This window comes from Adlercreutzia wanghongyangiae, from assembly GCF_035989245.1.
GTDB classification, from domain to species: domain Bacteria; phylum Actinomycetota; class Coriobacteriia; order Coriobacteriales; family Eggerthellaceae; genus Adlercreutzia; species Adlercreutzia wanghongyangiae.
Genome location: NZ_JAYMFF010000018.1, coordinates 104,250 through 118,901, shown reverse-complemented (window position 1 = coordinate 118,901; position 14,652 = coordinate 104,250). Strand labels below are relative to the sequence as shown.

The 14,652-nt window shown below is 66.8% G+C and carries 12 protein-coding genes; all 12 read right to left on the bottom strand.

Features of this window, described 5'->3' with window-relative positions; translation table 11 throughout:
- Positions 1 to 154: 154 nt before the first annotated feature.
- The gene (gene cydB, locus VIN30_RS09440; RefSeq protein WP_338211107.1) at positions 155 to 1,189 is read right to left on the bottom strand and encodes a cytochrome d ubiquinol oxidase subunit II; all 1,035 of its coding nucleotides are present in this window, start codon (positions 1,187 to 1,189) and stop codon (positions 155 to 157) included.
- 2 nt (positions 1,190 to 1,191) lie between these two features.
- Positions 1,192 to 2,685, bottom strand: coding sequence for a cytochrome ubiquinol oxidase subunit I (locus VIN30_RS09435; protein ID WP_338211106.1), 1,494 nt, complete (start codon positions 2,683 to 2,685; stop codon positions 1,192 to 1,194).
- Positions 2,686 to 2,807: 122 nt separating this feature from the next.
- Positions 2,808 to 5,420: an AfsR/SARP family transcriptional regulator gene (locus VIN30_RS09430; RefSeq protein WP_326424137.1), complete on the bottom strand. Its 2,613-nt coding sequence runs from the start codon at positions 5,418 to 5,420 to the stop codon at positions 2,808 to 2,810.
- 375 nt (positions 5,421 to 5,795) lie between these two features.
- Positions 5,796 to 6,233 (bottom strand): ribosome silencing factor, encoded by a 438-nt coding sequence (gene rsfS, locus VIN30_RS09425; RefSeq protein ID WP_338211103.1) that lies wholly within the window; start codon positions 6,231 to 6,233, stop codon positions 5,796 to 5,798.
- Between the two features lie 140 nt (positions 6,234 to 6,373).
- Entirely contained in the window at positions 6,374 to 7,015 is a 642-nt protein-coding gene (gene yqeK, locus VIN30_RS09420) for a bis(5'-nucleosyl)-tetraphosphatase (symmetrical) YqeK (protein WP_338211101.1), read from the bottom strand.
- Positions 6,993 to 7,667: a nicotinate-nucleotide adenylyltransferase gene (nadD, locus tag VIN30_RS09415; protein WP_338211099.1), complete on the bottom strand. Its 675-nt coding sequence runs from the start codon at positions 7,665 to 7,667 to the stop codon at positions 6,993 to 6,995. Before nadD ends, yqeK begins: the two co-directional genes overlap by 23 nt.
- Positions 7,668 to 7,672: 5 nt before the next feature.
- The gene (locus VIN30_RS09410; RefSeq protein ID WP_338211097.1) at positions 7,673 to 8,974 is read right to left on the bottom strand and encodes a glutamate-5-semialdehyde dehydrogenase; all 1,302 of its coding nucleotides are present in this window, start codon (positions 8,972 to 8,974) and stop codon (positions 7,673 to 7,675) included.
- 273 nt (positions 8,975 to 9,247) lie between these two features.
- The gene (proB, locus tag VIN30_RS09405; RefSeq protein WP_338211095.1) at positions 9,248 to 10,387 is read right to left on the bottom strand and encodes a glutamate 5-kinase; all 1,140 of its coding nucleotides are present in this window, start codon (positions 10,385 to 10,387) and stop codon (positions 9,248 to 9,250) included.
- Entirely contained in the window at positions 10,387 to 11,784 is a 1,398-nt protein-coding gene (gene obgE / locus VIN30_RS09400) for a GTPase ObgE (protein WP_326424131.1), read from the bottom strand. The genes proB and obgE overlap by 1 nt, the downstream gene beginning before the upstream one ends.
- 345 nt (positions 11,785 to 12,129) lie before the next feature.
- Positions 12,130 to 12,390, bottom strand: a complete 261-nt coding sequence (gene rpmA, locus VIN30_RS09395; protein ID WP_028027279.1) for a 50S ribosomal protein L27 — start codon at positions 12,388 to 12,390, stop codon at positions 12,130 to 12,132.
- Between the two features lie 21 nt (positions 12,391 to 12,411).
- Positions 12,412 to 12,732, bottom strand: a complete 321-nt coding sequence (rplU, locus tag VIN30_RS09390; RefSeq protein WP_016309052.1) for a 50S ribosomal protein L21 — start codon at positions 12,730 to 12,732, stop codon at positions 12,412 to 12,414.
- A 245-nt stretch (positions 12,733 to 12,977) separates the two neighbouring features.
- Positions 12,978 to 14,582, bottom strand: a complete 1,605-nt coding sequence (locus tag VIN30_RS09385) for a YfcC family protein (protein WP_338211090.1) — start codon at positions 14,580 to 14,582, stop codon at positions 12,978 to 12,980.
- Positions 14,583 to 14,652 lie beyond the last annotated feature (70 nt).

The window sequence follows — 14,652 nt, the reverse complement described above, 5'->3', positions numbered from 1 at the left end:
AACCCTTGAACGCCTCCGCTTGCCCCATCGGAAACCGAGCCCCCGCCACAACGAAGGCAACGCCCCCGCAGAAGGAGGATGACCCCCGATAAAAGGGGCCGGGACTACACGCCCCGGCCCCACGATCGCCAAACGGCAGTTGGAGCAGCGGCCCCTAGTAGTGCGTCAGATCCTCCGGCTTCACGCGGCCGCGGAAGGTACGGTACACGATGACGTGGTACACCAGCACCAGCGGCAACCCGATGCACAGGATGATGGTCATCCACATCAGCGACAACTCCGAGGAAGCGGCGTTGAAGATGGTGATGGCCGGCCCCACCGAATCGGGCGTCGCATTCACCAGCACGGGGAACATCGAGCAGGCCAGAAGCGCCACCAGGGCGATCATCGCCGCCGATTGGGCCAAAAACGCCTTCAGGTCGTCGCCCTGGAAGCGGCCCACCACCACAGAGGCGGCCAGACCCACCACCACGAGGGCGGCGAACAGCCAGCGCAGGGCGCCCAGAGCCGGATCCATCTCGGTGCCCACCAGCGCCAGCGCCATCACCGACACCACGGCGAACAGCACCAGCGCGATCACCTGCAGGGGCATGCGCAGCCGCACGGCGCGGTCGCGCAGCTCGCTGGGCAGCGGGGCCTTCAGCGCGGCCCAGGCGGCGCCGGCGGCCAGGAACATCACCAGGCCCAGCAGTCCCGTCAGCAGCGTGAAGGGGGTGATGAGCCCCAGCAGGGGCACGCCCGCGTAATCACCGGCGCCGTCCATGGGAATGCCGGCGAAGATGTTGCCCACGGCCACGCCCAGAAGCAGCGCCGGCAAAAGCGAGCCTACGAAGAAGCAGCCGTCCCACAGCTTCGCCCAGGCCGGGTCCCCGGCGCGGAACTCGAAGGACACCGCGCGCACGATAAGACCGAACAGCACCAGCATCACGGCCAGGTAGAACCCGGAGAACGTGGTGGCGTAGGCGTCGGGGAAGGCCGCGAACAGCGCACCGCCCGCCGTGAGCAGCCACACCTCGTTGCCGTCCCACACCGGGCCTATGGCCCGGCGCAGCACGGCGCGCTCCCCGTCGTTCTTCGCGATGAAGGGCGACAACACGCCGATGCCCAGATCGAACCCGTCCAGCACGAAGTAGCCGGCGATGAGCACGAAGATGAGGAAGAACCACAACACGCCGAAGAACTCGAACATGACTACTCGCCTCCCTTCGCAGCCTCGTCGCCCCGGGCGACCACGGCCTCTTCCAGCACCACGGCGCCACCAGGCGCAGCGGCCACCGCCACGGCCACCGCGGCGTCGTCCTGCGCAGCGTCCTCAACCACCGGGCCCTCCTTGATGAAGCGGCCCACCACGCGGGCCCAACCCACCAGCAGCACGGCGTACACCAGCACGAACAGGCCGATGGTCAGCCACAGCTCCGGTGCCGACACCGACATGGAGATGCCGTCGGCCGTGAGCAGCGCCACGCCGTCGGGCCCGGTCACGCTCGGGTACACCACCCAGGGCTGGCGGCCCACCTCGGCGGTGATCCAACCGGTCTGGATGGCGATAAACGGCCAGATAGGCGACAGCACCGCCGCCCACTGCAGCCACCGCATGCGCGCAATGCGGCCGCCCTTGAAGGTGAACACCAGCACGAGGATGCTCGTCAGCATGATGAGGCCGTACATGGCCACCATGAGGTGGTAGCTCTGGAACACGAGCCCCACGGGCATGTCCTCAACCACCATGTCGCCGTACTCCTCGGTCTGGGCGAGCTCGTTGAGGCCCGGATACACCGTATCGAAGTTGCCCGTAGCCAAAAAGCTCGTGCCGCCGGGAATGGCGAAGGGCGCGATGACCTCCTGGCCCTGCTCGTCCACGATGCCCACGGCGTACAGCGGGGGCACCTCGGAGTCGTACATGCCCTCCATCATGGCCAACTTGGTGGGCTGCTCCTCCCACACCACCACGGCTGAGGCATGGGCGAACACGATCATGGTGCAGGACGTCACGATGCCCACCACCGCGGCGATGCGCATGGTCTTCATGGCGAAGTCCTTGTGGCGCCCCTTCAGCAGATACCACCCGGCCACGGCCATGGCCACGAAGGCGCCCATGATAAGCAGGGCATCAACCGTGTGGGTGTAGCGCGCGAAGATGGAGGGATTGAAAGCCGCAGCGAAGAAGTCGGTGATGACCGCCTCGGTGCCCTCGGCGTTCAGCTCGCCGCCGGCCGGGGTCTGCATCCACGAGTTCGCAATGAGAATCCACAGCGCGCTCAGGCAGGAGCCCGCCCACACGAGCCATGCGGACACCATGTAGAACCGCGGGCTCACGCGCTTGCGGCCGAACAGCAGCACCCCCAGGAAGATGGACTCCAGGAAGAAGGCGAACAGCGCCTCGGCGGCCAGGGGTGCCCCGAAGATGTCGCCCACGAACCGCGAGTAGTTCGCCCAGTTCGTCCCGAAGGAGAATTCCATGGTGATGCCCGTGGCCACTCCGATGGCGAAGGTCGCGGTGAACACCTTCACCCAGAACTTCGTCGCCGCAGCGTCCTCCGGCTTGCGCGAGCGGTAATAACGCGTCTCGTTGATGGCCAAGATGAGTCCCAGCCCGATGGACAACGGAACGAACAGGAAGTGATAGGCCACCGTCAGCGCGAATTGAATACGCGACAGCACAGCCACATCGGCGAGAGCCTCCATGGCACACCCCCTTTCAAACGGGCCCGAGCACCTCCCCCAGTGCGCACGGGCAGCGAATAAGCCTACCTGCAAGGTAGTCTTCGTCATAGTACCATCAATGACCTTATCGCTAAGCATCAATCTCATGACAATTGACGGGCCGCCCGAACCGCCGGGCCGCCCTCGATGAGGCGATGGTACAAGTCCATGATCTGCGGAGACGGGTCCAACCCCAAATCGCCGGCCAGGTAATCGCGGCAGGCGAAGAACGTGTCCAGAGCGCCCCCGCGCTGCCCCGCCATCATCTGCACGGCCATCAGGCAGGCGTACACATCCTCGCGCGTGCCGTCGCGGCGCAGGGCCTCGCGGGCGAACCACAGCGCGCCCTGCAGCTCGCCGGCCGCCCGCAGGCGGCACGACGCCGCCACCAGGCCGTCCACCAACTCGGTGGCGTAGCGCCGACGGAAATCGGCCACCACCTCGCAGTGGTCCTCGTCGGGCAGAAGCTCGCCGCTAAAGGACTCCTGCACCTGGCAGAGCACGTTCTCCCAACCGGTCGCCGCGCCCGACAACCCGAACAGCAGCGTACGCCCCAACGCCTCGAACTCCATCACATCGCTCGTGCACAGCGCGGGGTTCACCTGGCAGCGGTGGTGGTCTCGCAAAAGATAGGGGCAGTGGCCGTCCACCGACAGCAGATCGGCCAGCTCGGCCCACAGCCGATAGAAGCTCTTCGCCCCCGTGCGCGGCGAGGCCTGGGGCCACAGCATGGACACCAGCGCCTCACGGGTCAGCTCGCGGCCGCGATACAGCACGAGCAGCGCGAGCAGCAGACGCGCCTTCTTGCGGGCAAGAATGCGGGACGACACCTCCGCGTCGCCGATGCGCACCGTCATGGCGCCGAACAAGCGCACGTGCAGCGGAGGCGCCAGCAAGGGCACGGCCGTCTCGGCCGGCCGGCGGCCGATGCCCGAAACGGCACCGGGCGCCGGGGCCATGCTAAGGGATCTCTGGGAACGACGGCGGCCGTACGCGGCGACCAGGGCGGCACGCTCGGCTTCCTCCCGAGCGCAGACGCGCATTGCCGCGCGGGACACGACGGGCAGATCGGCGGCGCGCAGAGCCTCCTCGATGCGCTCCAGGGCCTGAGCCGCGCGCGTTCCGCCCCAGCCGAGCACACCGCTGGCGGCCAAGTCGTCCAGCGCGCCCGCAGTCACCGATGCCAGCAGGGCGAAATCGGGTGCGGCGGTGAAAGCCGGATCGCCGTGACGCGGCTCGAAGACGCCGGTGGCGGCCAGGGCGTCGATCGTCCATGCGGCCGCCAGCAACAGTCCCTGGGGCCACGCGTCCCCGTCCCAGCGCACCTCCCCGCCGGCCGTGCAGGCCGTCACCCAGGCCCGCAGCGCCTCGTGGGGCCGCTCTTCGGCCAGAGCCACATCCACCAGCAGCGCCAAGGCGGCATCTTCCCCACCGGCAGCCGCGCTCTCGGTGCCGTTGTGCTCGCGCCACCGCGCCAGCGCCTCCCCCATGGCCGTGCGCGTGGCGCGATTGCCGCGCCGATGGGCCGCCAACGCCGCAGCGGCACCGGAGCGCGACGGAACCGCGGAAGTGCCCAGGGCCTTGCGCGCGAATTCCAGAACGGCCCGGTCGTCACCGATCTGGGCGAAGGCGCCGGCCATCATCGCGTTCACCGCCGAGCGGTCGGCTACGCGCTGGCGGCACACACGGTCGTGCAGCTCGCACAAGGGCGCGGCAGCGCCCTGCCACAGCAGCTGAGCCCCTTCGCGGGGAAGCCAGGCCGCCACCGCGCTCTTCGAGGCGAAGGCGCCCATCAGCTGGGCGCCCCGCGACGCCCGGCCGGCGCCGATCAGCCAGCGGGCCGCAGCCAAGGCCAGAGCGTCCCGGTCCCCCTGAACCGATGCGGCGGCCGCCTCCTCGAAGCAGCCGCCCAGCCCCTCGCGCAAAACCGCCGGGGCCACCGGCACGGCCTCGAAGGCGCCATCGTCCCCGTCGATCACCGCAAAGGGATAGCGCGGCGCCAGGTAATCCCAGGCCTCGCGGGCACGGGCCTGGCCCAAGAACAGCGCGGCGTCCTCCCGATCGCCACGGCCCAGGGCCAGCATCACCCACAAGGCCAGGCGAAAGTCGGCGGGCAACGGCTCGCGGGCGATGCCCGCCACCAGGCACGCCTCGCCTCTTTCCGACCAGTGCAGACAGGGAATGCGATCGCCCGGGGAGCAGACCGCACCGAGGGCTCCGCCCTCGTTCTCGTCATCGGCTACCAAAAGATCGCGCCCCGCAATCCGCAGGCAGGACACCTCCAGCCCGTCCAGACAGTCGCAGCCGGGGGTAGCCGTGACCAGCACCTCCACCCCGGCATCCAGCAGCTCCTGCGCCAAAAGGCCGAAGCTCTGGGCGCGCGTCTCGTCCATCCAGGGCATATCGTCGATCACGACCAGCGCGCAGGCCCCGGCCTCCTGCAGCAAGCTGGCGACGATAACGCCGGCGTCCAAGTCGCGCAGAAAGCACGGAGACTGCCCGTTGACCCAGAACACCCGCTGAAAGCCGAACACCACTTCGGCATACTCGCAGGCCAGCGCCGTCTTGCCGAAACCGTCGGGCGCCGACAGCACCCGCAGGGCCCGGCGGTCGGACAGCAGGCGCGAGATAAGATGGGGGCGGCTCACATGACGTCGGGGTGCCGCACCGGCAGGGCAGCGCCCCCGGCAGGCCGATTGAAGGATGAAGCGGGACATGGTTTCCGGCTCCTTTCGCCGTTGGTCGTTTGCAACGGCGGCCATCCTAGGCGCTCGGACGACAGGATGCAAGCGGTCACGGAACATCGTCGCGCTTCGCCGCTCCCGCTCGTTGGAAACAGCCTTCCATCAGGCAATCTACAGGTATGGCAACAGGAAGGTCGGCAGCCGGCATCAGGCGGCGCGCAACCCGCGAAACCGAAAGCGCCCCCGCATCGACAGCGGGGGCGCGGCTCTTGCGCAGGCGCGTGGGCAGCCATCGTCAGGCTGCATCTGGCAACCGCCGCGGCAGCCGCCGCGAAAACGACGGCGCGGCGCGGCGGCATTCCCACGACTTCTTCACGACTGGCGGCCGCGAAGCCGCCCACAGACGGTCTAGCGGCCCTGGGACAGCAGCTTGGCGATGCGGTCGGAGTACTGCAAGTCGGTAAGACCCGCCTCGACAGCGAGGTCGATGGTGGGCGCGTCGTTCCACAGCGCCTCCAGGCGGTAGTACTCGCGCGTCTCGGGCATGAACACGTGCACCACGATATTGCCGTAATCGAGCAGCGACCAGCTGCCGTCCGGCGACACCTCGCGATGACTCGGCTTGATGCCCGCATCCTCGCGCAGCTTGTCCTCGATCTCGTCGATGATGGCGTCCACCTGGCGCGAGTTCGCGGCCGTGACGATGACGAAGTAGTCGGTCACGCCGATCAACTCGCGCACCTGTTGCACCATGATGTCGGTGGCCTTCTTCTCATCGGCGGCCTGGGCGGCGATAATGGCGCACTTCCGGGAGAAGGCGGCCTGCTCGGCAACGGCGTCGGTCATGATTATCCTCACTTTCGGGAAAGTCTGTTTTGCTTGCATACCTTAGCACAAATCCCTCTGGGAGACGGCTCGGGAGAGGGCGCGCGGAGACCTGCGAGCGTCCTCGCTCCGAGAACCTTCGGACCGCCCCCGCTCGATTGCTAAGGGCGACCGTAGGGAATGGGATCGGGATTTGCCTCGGCGTGGTAGACCTCCTGCTCGGGCATATAGGAGTTCCAGATTTCCGTAGTCCGGGAATAAACGGGGTGGCGGCGCTCCATGATGAGCTGCACCCAATAGGCGTACACCTCCAGGAACAGCTCGCGCAGCTCAAGCTCGTCCACCCGGGCGCGCAGCTTCTCCACCTTCTTGCCCTTGCGCCCCGGCTCCAGGGCATCGGCGATATACAGGATCATGTCCAGATCCCCCATGTCCACCTCGCCCAGGGTGTGGCGCTCCACTGCCGTCAGAACCTCAGGCGGCAGCTCCGGGAACTGCCGTCCCAGCGCCACGGCCGCCGTAAGGCCGTGCAGCACGCGCGGCATGGCGGCAAGCTCGTCGGTCAGCTCCATCCCCAGCTCGTCGGCCCGCGCCAAGATGCCCGGGTCGTCGTAGCCCTTGTCCCAATCGTGCAGCAGCCCCGCCACGCGGGCGGCCCGCTCGTCGGCCCCGTACCGACGCGCCAGCTTCGCCGCCGTCTCGGCCACGCCCAAACTGTGGGCAAAGCGCCGTGGTCCCACCCGGCTCGCCAGCTCCTCGCGGCGCTGCCCGTAGAACTCGTCACTGCGCCAATCGGCCACCATCGGCCTCCTTTCGATACAACTGATGCTCCTCGATGATCGCCCGCACGGCCTCGGGCACCAGATAGCGCACGGTGCGCCCCGCGGCAATGCGGCGTCGAATATCCGAGGACGAGACATCGATGCCCGTCACGGCGAAGGGCCTCACATCGAAGCCGCACCGCCGTAAATTCTCCACCGCCTCTGCCCCCAGGGCGAAACCCGGGCGCGTGGCCGCGCCGAAGGCGGCCAAGCGGGACAGGTCGTCGCTGCGGCGCCAACGCGGCAGACTGAGGGCCGCATCGGCCCCGGTGATGAAGACGATCTCCACCGTCGCCGGCAACGCCTCCCGCAGCTCCTCCAGCGTGTCTGCCGCATAGGTGATGCCAGCGCGTTCCACCTCCAGCGCGCTGGTACAGAAGGCATCGTTGCCGGCCACGGCCGCTCGCACCATGGCAAGGCGCACCGCGCCGTCGGTCACCGAGCGGTCCTGCTTGAAGGCCGGCCGGCCCGTCGGAACGAACACCACCGCATCCAGCCCCAAAGCCTCCCGCGCCTGCTCGGCGCATACAAGATGCCCCAGATGCACCGGATCGAAGGTGCCCCCCATCACGCCCAGGCGCGTCAGGCCGCCCGCGGCCGCCCGCGCAGCCAACGCCTCGACAGCAGTATCCACAGCGCCTAGGCCCTTACCTGGCCCGCACCGCGCAGCACGTACTTGTAGGACGTAAGCGCGTCGGCGGCGAAGGGGCCGCGGGCGTGGATCTTCTGGGTGGAGATGCCGATCTCGGCACCCAGACCGAACTGGCCGCCGTCGGTGAAGGCCGTGGAGGCGTTGGCGTACACGGCCGCCGCATCCACCTGGGCCAGGAAGTCGTCGATGACCGCCTCGTCGGTGGCCACGATGGACTCGGAATGCTTCGTGCCATAGCGGTTCACGTGGTCGATGGCCTCCTGGGCGCCGCCCACCACGTGCACGGCCAGATGCGGCCCCAAATACTCGGTGGCCCAGTCCTCCTCGGTGGCGGGCACCACCGAAGGCACGGCCTCGTCGGCCAGCGCGGCCACGGGCAGCCCGACCTGGCGCGCCACGGCGAGCACGGCAGCATCGCCGTGCACCGTGATGCCCGTATCCAGCAGATCGCGCAGGATGGGCGGCAGCACCGTCGGCGCGATGTCCTCGTCCACGAGCAGGGTCTCGGCGGCGTTGCACACGCCCAGGCGGCGGCACTTCGCGTTCATGATGATGTCATGGGCCCACGCCGGGTCGGCCGAGGCATGCACATACACATGGCAGTTGCCCGTGCCCGTCTCGATGACCGGCACCTTCGCGTGCTCCACGCAATGCCGGATAAGACCCGCGCCCCCGCGGGGAATGAGCACGTCCACCAACCCGTGCAGCTCCATGAGCACGTCGGTGGCGGCGCGGTCGGTGGTGGTGATGGCGCAGATGGAGCCCTCGGGCAGTCCCGCCTCAACGGCGGCGGCCGCCAGAATATCGGCGATGGCCTCGTTCGATCGGGCCGCCAGGCTGCCGCCGCGCAGCACGCAGGCGTTGCCCGATTTCACGCACACCCCGGCCGCGTCGGCCGTCACGTTCGGGCGCGCCTCGTACACCATGGCCACCACGCCCAAGGGCACGCTCACGCGCCGCAGCTGTATGCCGTTGTAAAGCTCCGACTCCAGCGACACCACGCCGAGCGGATCGGGCAGCGCGCGCAGGTCGTCCAGCGCGTCGGCCATGGCGCTCACCCGGTCCTCGTCCAGCATGAGCCGGTCGAGCAGCGCCTCGGACGTGCCGGCCGCGCGGGCCGCCTCCATATCGCCCTCGTTGGCCTCCACAATATCGGCCGCATGGGCGCGCAAGGCGCCCGCCATAGCCGCCAGCGCCCCATTGCGCTCCTCGGCCGTCGTCACCGCCAGCTTCGCACTGGCCGCCTTCGCGCTCTTCGCGAGAAGAACAACATCCTCTGTTATACCCATAATGACCCTTTCTCTGCTTCCTGCATCTTCTCGCAGGACCAGTCTATGTCAGCGAGGCTTCGACAGGTGCCTGCAATTGCCCCGCCTTTGGGCCAAGTTGCCTTCGCGCAACGCCGTGCCCAAAACAAGGGGCAAGGGCAGGTGCCTGTCGGAGCCGCAGCGTCGACAGGGCCGTTCGTCCCGTAGGGCGAACGGAACCAGCATTTGCGAGACTGCGGAATCTGCGCGCGAGGGGCCTCCGGCGGGGCGCCTCGCGCGGTCAACGTCACAGCACTACTCAAACAACACCAGGTCGTCGCGGTGGATAACCGATTTGTCCGCCAAAACCGACAGAATGGCGTTGGCCGCCAGCTCCTCGCGGCTCTTCCCCGCCGCAAGCGCCAGAAGGTCGCTGCCGGCGGTCACGCGGCCACGGGCGAACACATGGCCCGAGCCGTCGGCCACATCCACGATATCGTCGTAATCAAAGTGGCCCTCCACGGCGCGGATGCCCACGGGCAGAAGCGACTTGCCGCGCTCCACGAGCGCCGCGTGGGCCCCCTCGTCGACCACCAGCGTACCGTGCACGGCGTCTCCCAGGGCAATCCACAGCTTCTTCGGCGTAATCTCGTGGGGGCGCTCCGGCGCAGTGAACAACGTGCCCACCGAGGCGCCCCGGGCGGCGTCCACGATGCAGTCGCGTCGCCGCCCCTGGCAGATGACCAGGGGAATACCGGCGGCCATCAGCACCCGGGCGGCCTTGATCTTGGTGATCATGCCGCCGCTGCCCACGCCCGACACGGCACCGCCGGCCGCCGCCAGAATATCGCGGTCCACGCGGTCCACGCGCTCGATCAGCTGAGCCGTCGGATCCACCTGGGGGTTGGCGGTGTACAGCCCGTCGATATCCGACAGGATGACCATCAGATCGGCATCGATGAGGCAGGCCACCAGCGCTGCCAGGGTATCGTTGTCGCCGAAGCGAATCTGCTCCACGCTCACCGTGTCATTCTCGTTCACAATGGGCACCACCGACAGCTCCAGCAGCCGGTTCAGCGTATCGCGGGCATGCAGGTAGGCCGTGCGATCGGCCGTGTCGCGCCGCGTGAGCAGCACCACGCTCGTCAGCATCTCCTTTGCGCCGAAGGCCTCGGCGTAGGCCGTGGAAAGCGCGCTCTGACCCACCGACGCCGCCGCCTGCAGGCTGGGCATGTCCGTGGGGCGCTTCGCGATGCCCAAGGCCTCCAGGCCGCAGGCGATAGCGGCCGAAGTGACCACCACCACATCCCAACCCGCCTGGCGCACCGTCTCTATCTGGGCAGCCAGATCATCCAGAAACCCGTAATCGATGGAGCTCTCCGAGGTGGTCAGCGTGGCCGAACCGATCTTCACCACCAGCCGGCGGCGCCGGGCCGCCTCCTGCACCGCCGCCATTACAGATCCAATTCCGCGTAGATGTCGTCGGCGTGGGTCTTGGGCGACTCGAAGGCGAAGGAGAAGCCCAGGATGCGCACCTCGTCGCCGTCGCGGGCTCCGGCTTTCTCCAGGGCCGTATCCACGCCCAGGCGTTTGAAGCGGTGCTGGAAGAAGGCGATGGCCTCCTCGTTCTCCCAGTCGGTCTGCACCACCATGCGCTCAACCTGCACGCCCGACACGCGATAGGCGTTCTCGCCCTCGCAGGTGATGTCGAAGCGCTTCTCGCGGGCCTCACGGCGCAGCTCCCACACATGCTCGTACTGGATATCGGCCGCGGCCGCCGCACGAGCCGCCTCGCGCAGGTCGTGCACCTTGGTGGCAATGGCCGCCTTCAGGGAATCCACGCCGGCCCCCGTCAGCGCGCTGATGCGGTACAGCTTCGGGTCGATGGGGCTTTCCACAAACTCGTTGCCCCCGGCTGCCGCGATGGAATCCTCGCGCACCCGCTCGGCCAGCTTCTCGCAGACCTCCTCGGTGCCGGGCACGTCTATCTTGTTGGCCACCACGATTCGCGGGCGCGCTGCCAAGTCGCTCGCGTACTCGGCCAGCTCGTTCTTGATGATCTCGTAGTCCTCCAAAGGATCGCGACCCTCCCAGTCGCCCGTGAGGTCCACGATCTGCACGATCAGCGCCGTGCGCTCGATATGGCGCAGGAATTCATGTCCCAGGCCCTTGCCCTCATGGGCGCCCTCGATGAGCCCGGGAATGTCGGCCACCACGAAGGACAGATCGCCCGAGGTGGCCACGCCCAGATTCGGCACCAAGGTGGTAAACGGGTAATCGGCGATCTTCGGGCGCGCCGCGCTCATCTTCGCGATAAGCGAGCTCTTCCCCGCGCTCGGCATGCCCACGAGCGCCGCATCGGCCATGAGCTTCATCTCCAGCTCGATCCAGCGCTCCTCCGACGGCTCGCCCAGCTCGGCGAAAGCCGGGGCGCGCCGCGTGCTCGTGACGAAGTGAATGTTGCCGCGGCCGCCCATGCCGCCGCGTGCCACCACCACGCTCTCGCCGTCGTGGGTCAGATCGGCGATCATCTCGCCCACCTCGCGCTCGTCCTCGAAGTACTCGCGCACCACGGTGCCCACGGGCACCTTCAGCACCAAGTCCTCGCCGGTGGCACCGTGCATACGGCTGCCCTTGCCATGAGTACCGCGCTCGGCCTTGAAGTGGTGCTTGAAGCGGTACTCAATGAGCGAGGACACGCCGGCATCGGCCTGCACCACCACGTTGCCACCGTGGCCGCCGTCGCCGCCGTCAGGACCGCCCTTGGGCACATGGGCCTCGCGGCGAAACGACATGCAGCCAGCGCCGCCATTGCCGCCCTTCACATTGATACGAACCTTATCGATGAACATAGGAGCCTTCCTTATCGGTCAGTGTGCAGATTATCGCACACTATCGCAGAGAACCTGTCGAGGTGGCGCCGGGAGTGCGTGATCGACGACCTCTGATCACCCCCTGGAGAACGCGGCTGTTAAGGAACAGCTTCCACTTCAGCAGCAGATGTGTCGGGATAGTACCGACTAATGTGCGTCATCTTCGCTGTTTCTTTTGCCGCGTTCGGAAGGGGATAAAGCGATCAGCGGGCGCCGATCACGCACTCCCGGCGCCACAACTGCGGAGATACAACAATGCCCCCTGATATCTCAGAGGGCATTGCTTGAGCGCTTGATGTTACGCAGTCGTTGAAACTAAAGCGTTTAGGCGGTCTGCTCGGCCGGGATCACGTGGATCTTGCGCTTCTGGCCGCGCGTGAACTTCAGAGTGCCGTCGCACAGGGCGAACAGGGTGTCGTCCTTGCCGCGGCCCACGTTCTCACCGGGATGGAAGTGGGTGCCGCGCTGACGCACGATGATGTTGCCCGTCTTCACAACCTCGCCGGCGAACTTCTTCACGCCGAGTCGCTGTGCATGGGAGTCACGACCGTTACGGGTAGAGCCCAAGCCTTTCTTGTGTGCCATGAGATGTTCCTCCTAACCCGTTTACTCGGCCTTGGCCGTACCGACGGATTCGATCTTCACGCGGGTCAGGTTCTGACGATGACCGCGCAGCTTCTTGTAGTTCTTGCGCTTCTTGAACTTGAAGACCAACTGCTTGTCGCCCTTGAACTGCTCCAGCACGGTAGCCACGACCTTGGTCTTGGCGGCCTTGGCCGGGTCGGCCTCCACCTTGTCGCCGTCCACCACGCAGATGGCCTCGAGCTCCACCTTGTCGCCGGGCTCCACGTCGAGCTTCTCGATGTTGATCTTGTCTCCGGGGGCGACCTTGTACTGCTTGCCGCCCGTTTTCACGATTGCGTACATGTATGTATCTCCTTGAATGTGACTAAACGCAAGGCGATATCTTACCAGCGTGCCCAGCGTCCGTCAATGATTTTCTTCCCCATTTTCCCACCGTTCACCGACGCTCTACATATATATGATGCACCTCCCTCCTGCCAATCGCAAAGAGGCTCTGCCGCCCCCATAACAGGCGGGGCGCCCGACAATGCGGACGCCCCTCAGGAAGGATAACAGCCGGCAAGGCTGGTATCGGTTTGGTTGACAGCCTAGGCGGCGCCTCCCGGAAGGATGAGCATCGCCGCAGTCAGGATGACCATGCATACGACGCCCAAGACCACGAACAGCTTAGCGCCGAACTTCAGCCAGGTGGAGTACTCCACCTTGGCCAGGGCCAGACCGCCCATGATGGCGCCGGAGGTCGGGGTGAACAGGTTCACAAGACCGTTGCCGGCGGAGTAGATCATGACCATGGTCTCCACGGAGAAGTTCAGCTGGCTGGCCAGACCGCCCATGATGGGCATGGACACCGTGGCCATGCCGGACGAGGACGGGATGAGGAACGACAGCACCACGTACAGCAGGAACGACAGCGGTGCGAAGATAATGGCCGACATGCCCGCCAGCGCGGCGGCGGCGTTGTTCAGGATCCACATGTCCAAGCCGGTCTGCGCCATCAGCACGGTGATGGAGCGGGCCAGGGCGATGATCAGCACGACCGACATCATGTCGGCGGCGCCGTTGATGAAGGCCTTCACGAAGCGGCTCTCGGACACGCCGCCGATAAGACCGATGACCAGCGCCATCAGCAGGAACCAGGTGGATGCCTCGTCGAAGTACCACTGACCCAGCGGCACACCGGTCAAAAACGAGGACCAGGCCGGGGTGACCTCTTCCTCAGACACGGACGTCGCCTCGAAGGGAGCGGCAACCTCGGTGGTGGTGCCGTTGGCCTCGTCGTAGGCGGCGATGACCTCGTCGCCGGCCACAGTGGTGGTCACTTCCTCGTAGGACGAGCCGGCCACGAAGCCGTTGAAGCCCAGATCCTCCCACGGAATGAACGACACGATCATGATGACGAAGGTGAGGGCGAACACGATGAGGGACGCCTTCTGGCGGCCGGTCATCTTCGGGGTGGCCGCGGCCTGGCCGTCGGCAGCCTCCTCCTCGGACTCCTTCAGACCCCACTCGTCCATCATGGCCTGCTGCTCCTGCAGCGACAGGAAGGTGGAACCCTTGTCCTGCATAACCTTCTTGGCATAGCGCATCACGAAGATAATGGAGATGACCAGCGTCACCACCCACAGAATAAGGCCCAGCACGATGATGATGCCCTGGTTCACGGCGATACCCACGCCGGACAGCGCGTCAACGGCCACGCCCACGGCAAACGGGTTCACTGTGGAGCCCAGAACGCCGCAGCCGGCGCCCAGGAGGACGACCGCCGCGCCGGTCAGGCTGTCGAAGCCCGCGGCCACCATGGTGGCGGCAAGCAGCAGGTAGAACGGCACCGTCTCCTCGCACATGCCGTAGGTGGAGCCGCCGATGGAGAAGATCGCCATCAGGATGGGGATAAGCACCAGCTCGTTGCCCTTCAGCTTGTGCACGAGCGCAGCGATGCCGGCATCCAGCGCGCCGGTCTCGGTCACGATGCCGAGGAAACCGCCCAAGATCATAACGAACAGGCACACGCCGATGGCGTCCTGGAAACCGAACACCGGAGCGGTGAGCACCCCGGAAAGCGTAGCGCCCTCGACACCCTCCACGCCGCAAGCGGACATGATGACGGTAACGACGGCGAGCACCACGAGGATGATCAGCAAAATGGTAAACGAAGAAAGGCTCGCGCGCTTCTTCTTCTTTGTCTCTGCCATGAGAATCTCCTTATGGGAGTGGCGGCCGGGCCCCTCCCGACTCGGCCGCCAACGAACATGTTAATGAGGG

Bases quoted from the DNA above. Each gene is read 5' to 3' on its own strand.
- VIN30_RS09410 (WP_338211097.1), bottom strand. From the start codon at position 8,974: ATGGGTATAACAGAGGATGTTGTTCTTCTCGCGAAGAGCGCGAAGGCG.
- proB (WP_338211095.1), bottom strand. From the start codon at position 10,387: ATGGCGGCGGTGCAGGAGGCGGCCCGGCGCCGCCGGCTGGTGGTGAAG.
- obgE (WP_326424131.1), bottom strand. From the start codon at position 11,784: ATGTTCATCGATAAGGTTCGTATCAATGTGAAGGGCGGCAATGGCGGC.
- VIN30_RS09430 (WP_326424137.1), bottom strand. From the start codon at position 5,420: ATGTCCCGCTTCATCCTTCAATCGGCCTGCCGGGGGCGCTGCCCTGCC.
- rsfS (WP_338211103.1), bottom strand. From the start codon at position 6,233: ATGACCGACGCCGTTGCCGAGCAGGCCGCCTTCTCCCGGAAGTGCGCC.
- VIN30_RS09385 (WP_338211090.1), bottom strand. From the start codon at position 14,582: ATGGCAGAGACAAAGAAGAAGAAGCGCGCGAGCCTTTCTTCGTTTACC.
- rpmA (WP_028027279.1), bottom strand. From the start codon at position 12,390: ATGGCACACAAGAAAGGCTTGGGCTCTACCCGTAACGGTCGTGACTCC.
- VIN30_RS09435 (WP_338211106.1), bottom strand. From the start codon at position 2,685: ATGGAGGCTCTCGCCGATGTGGCTGTGCTGTCGCGTATTCAATTCGCG.
- yqeK (WP_338211101.1), bottom strand. From the start codon at position 7,015: ATGGTGGCCGATTGGCGCAGTGACGAGTTCTACGGGCAGCGCCGCGAG.
- cydB (WP_338211107.1), bottom strand. From the start codon at position 1,189: ATGTTCGAGTTCTTCGGCGTGTTGTGGTTCTTCCTCATCTTCGTGCTC.
- rplU (WP_016309052.1), bottom strand. From the start codon at position 12,732: ATGTACGCAATCGTGAAAACGGGCGGCAAGCAGTACAAGGTCGCCCCC.